The following is a 3,187-nucleotide window of genomic DNA, read 5'->3' on the forward strand; positions in this document are numbered from 1 at the left end:
CGCCCGGCATGCGCAGGTGGCGCGCGAACGCGTCGGACCGCGCCTCCTCGACCCCCGCGACCGCCCTGGCCGCCATCCATGCGAACACCCCGGCCGCGTCGAACGGGCCGCGGTACGGCAGGGCCAGGTCGATCGCCCCCGGCACGTCGGACGCCGGAGTGCGTCGCCGCGCCCGCAGCTCGCCCGGCGTGAGGCCGAACACCTCGCGGATCGTGTCGTTGCACTGGCGGATGCTCTGGAACCCCGCGGCGAACGCCACATCCGCCACCGGCATGTCCGTGCCCACGAGCAGCATGCGGGCCGTGTGCGCGCGGTGCGCCCTGGCGAGCGCGAGCGGGCCCGCGCCGAGCTCGGTCGTCAGCAGCCGCGTGAGGTGCCGGCTGGAGTAACCCAGGCGGGCGGCGAGGCCCGGCACGCCCTCACGCTCCACGACCCCGGTCGCGATCAGCCGCATGGCGCGCGCCGCCGTGTCTCCGCGCACGTCCCACGCGGGCGACCCCGGTGCGGCCTCGGGCAGGCAGCGCTTGCAGGCGCGGTAGCCGGCCTCATGCGCGGCCGCACTCGTGGGATAGAACGTGACGTTCTGCGGCTTCGGGGTGCGGGCAGGGCAGCTCGGCCGGCAGTAGATCCCGGTCGAGCGGACCGCGGTCACGAACTGCCCGTCGAAGCGGGTGTCGCGCGCACTGATGGCGCGGTACCGCTCGTCGAAGTCGATCACGGGGAGGCTCATGTCCTCCACTCTGCCACCGACCACCGACCCCGGCTGGCGGAAATCGGACACGACAGTGAAGGCCCCGGAGACGACGGAACCCGCCCTCCCGAGGAGAGCGGGTCCCGGACGCGGATGCGCGGAGGTCAGTGGAAGAAGTGACGCTCCCCGGTGAAGAACATCGTCACGCCCGCCTTGCGCGCGGCGTCGACGACCTCCTCGTCGCGCACCGACCCACCCGGCTGCACGATCGCGGTGACCCCCGCGTCGATGAGCACCTGCGCACCGTCGGCGAACGGGAAGAAGGCATCGGAGGCGGCGACCGATCCGGCCGCCCTGTCGCCCGCTCGCTCGACCGCGAGGCGGCACGAGTCGACGCGGTTGACCTGACCCATGCCGACGCCGACCGTGGCGTTGTCCTTCGCCAGCACGATCGCGTTCGACTTCACGGCGCGGCAGGCCTTCCACGCGAAGATCAGGTTCTCCATCTCCTCGTCGCTCGGACGCTCACCCGACACCAGCTCCCAGTCCTTCGCGACCGACACGATGTCGTCGGGGAAGCGGTCGGCGTCCTGCAGCAGCAGCCCGCCCGACACCAGCCGCACGTCCATGCGCTCCTGCTGCCAGTCCTCGGGCAGCTGCAGCAGACGCAGGTTCTTCTTGGCCTTGAACACCTCGAGCGCGGCGGGCTCGAACGACGGCGCGACGATGACCTCGGTGAAGATGTCCTTCAGGTTCTCGGCCATCTTCAGCGTGACGGTGCCGTTCGCGGCGATGACCCCGCCGTACGCCGAGACCGGGTCGCACTCGTGTGCGCGCAGGTGGGCGCTGGCGATCGGGTCGAGCGCGTTCGGCGCGGTCGTGGCGATCCCGCACGGGTTCGCGTGCTTGATGATCGCGACGGCGGGCTTGATCATGTCGTACGCGGCGCGCAGCGCGGCATCCGCGTCGACGTAGTTGTTGTACGACATCTCCTTGCCCTGCAGCTGCGTGGCCTGGGCGATGCCGTGGCCGCCGGCGCGGGTGTAGATGGCCCCGCGCTGGTGCGAGTTCTCGCCGTAGCGGAGGGTCGCGAGGCGCTCGGCCTGGATCGTGAGGTGTGCGGGGAGATCCCCGGGCTCGGTGAGCGTGCCCTCGGCGAACCACTGCGCCACGGCCGTGTCGTAGGCGGCGGTGTGGGCGAAGGCGCGCGCGGCGAGCTCACGGCGCTGGCCGAGCGTGGTGCCGCCGTCGGCGACGGCCGACACGATCGCCGGGTAGGACTCGGGCGAGACCACGATCGCGACGTTCGCGTGGTTCTTCGCCGCAGCGCGGACCATGGCGGGCCCGCCGATGTCGATCTGCTCCACGACGTCGTCGCCCACGGCGCCGGAGGCCACGGTCTCCACGAACGGGTACAGGTTCACCACCACCAGCTCGAACGGGGCGATGTCGAGCTCCGCGAGCTGGCGCTCGTGATCCTCGAGGCGCAGGTCGGCGAGCAGGCCGCCGTGCACCTTGGGGTGCAGCGTCTTCACGCGGCCGTCGAGCATCTCGGCCACGCCCGTGACCGCGGCCACGTCGGTGACCTCGAAGCCGGCGTCGCGGATGGTCGAGGCGGTCGAGCCGGTCGACACGATCTCGACCCCGGCGTCGGCGAGGGCCGCGGCGAGCACGAGCAGATCGGTCTTGTCGCTGACCGAGACGAGGGCGCGCCGGATCGGCACGGTGTCGCGATCGCGGTAGAGCGTGGGGTCGTGGCGGGGGCCGGCCATGATGGGCTCCTTCGTGCGGGGGCGTGCGGGGGTTCGGGGGGGGTCAGGTCAGGACGAGATCGCCGGTCGCGATGCGACGGACGACGTCGATGAGCAGGCGGCGCTCGACGGGCTTGATGCGCTCGTGCAGGGTGTGCTCGGTGTCGTCGGCGCGGATCGGGACGCGCTCCTGCGCCAGGATCGGCCCGGTGTCCACGCCGTCGTCGACCACGATCACGCTCGCCCCGGTCTCGCGCACCCCGGCCGCGAGGGCGTCGCGCACTCCGTGTGCCCCGGGGAACTCCGGGAGGTACGCCGGGTGCGTGTTGATGATCCGCGGGGCGTACGCGGCGACCAGCGACGCGGGCAGCAGACGCATGAGCCCGCTGAGGACCACCAGGTCGGGACTCCACACCGCCAGCTGCCTGCCGAGCTCCTCGCCCCAGGCCTCGCGGCTCTCGTGCTCGTGCCACGGAACGGTGAAGCTGGGGATGCCGAACTCCTCGGCATGCGCCAGCCCCTCTGCTTCGCGATCCGCGCCGACGACGACCACCCTGGCCGGGAAATCGGGGTGACGAGCGGCCTCGAGGAGGGCGCGAAGGTTCGAGCCGGCGCCCGAGATGAGAACGGCGACCGTGAGCACGCGCCCAGTCTACCGGCGCGCGGGGACCGCCCCGTGCGGCCTCGTGCGCGGGCGGCGGGACTCAGCTGCGCCGGTCGCGGTCGTCGCCGTCGGGCAGCGGCG

General features: G+C 72.6%; 3 protein-coding genes. All 3 read right to left on the reverse strand.

Features of this window, described 5'->3' with window-relative positions:
• Positions 1-730 (reverse strand): bifunctional transcriptional activator/DNA repair enzyme AdaA (locus DW309_RS07075; RefSeq protein ID WP_136044961.1); only part of this gene is annotated, 730 nt, incomplete at its 3' end.
• A gap of 125 nt (positions 731-855) precedes the next feature.
• Positions 856-2,463 carry a bifunctional phosphoribosylaminoimidazolecarboxamide formyltransferase/IMP cyclohydrolase gene (purH, locus tag DW309_RS07080; RefSeq protein WP_136031019.1) on the reverse strand — a complete coding sequence of 536 codons (1,608 nt, stop codon included), beginning with the start codon at positions 2,461-2,463 and terminating at the stop codon, positions 856-858.
• Positions 2,464-2,506: 43 nt separating this feature from the next.
• A complete protein-coding gene (gene purN / locus DW309_RS07085) occupies positions 2,507-3,085 on the reverse strand; it encodes a phosphoribosylglycinamide formyltransferase (RefSeq protein WP_136044962.1) in 579 nt (192 codons plus the stop codon).
• Positions 3,086-3,187 lie beyond the last annotated feature (102 nt).

Origin of the sequence: Microbacterium sp. K41, assembly GCF_004794395.1 — a bacterium.
In the GTDB taxonomy this organism is placed as follows: Bacteria; Actinomycetota; Actinomycetes; order Actinomycetales; family Microbacteriaceae; genus Microbacterium; species Microbacterium sufflavum.

Coding starts and splice junctions, on each gene's coding strand:
- purH (WP_136031019.1), bottom strand. CDS start 2,463: ATGGCCGGCCCCCGCCACGACCCCACGCTCTACCGCGATCGCGACACC.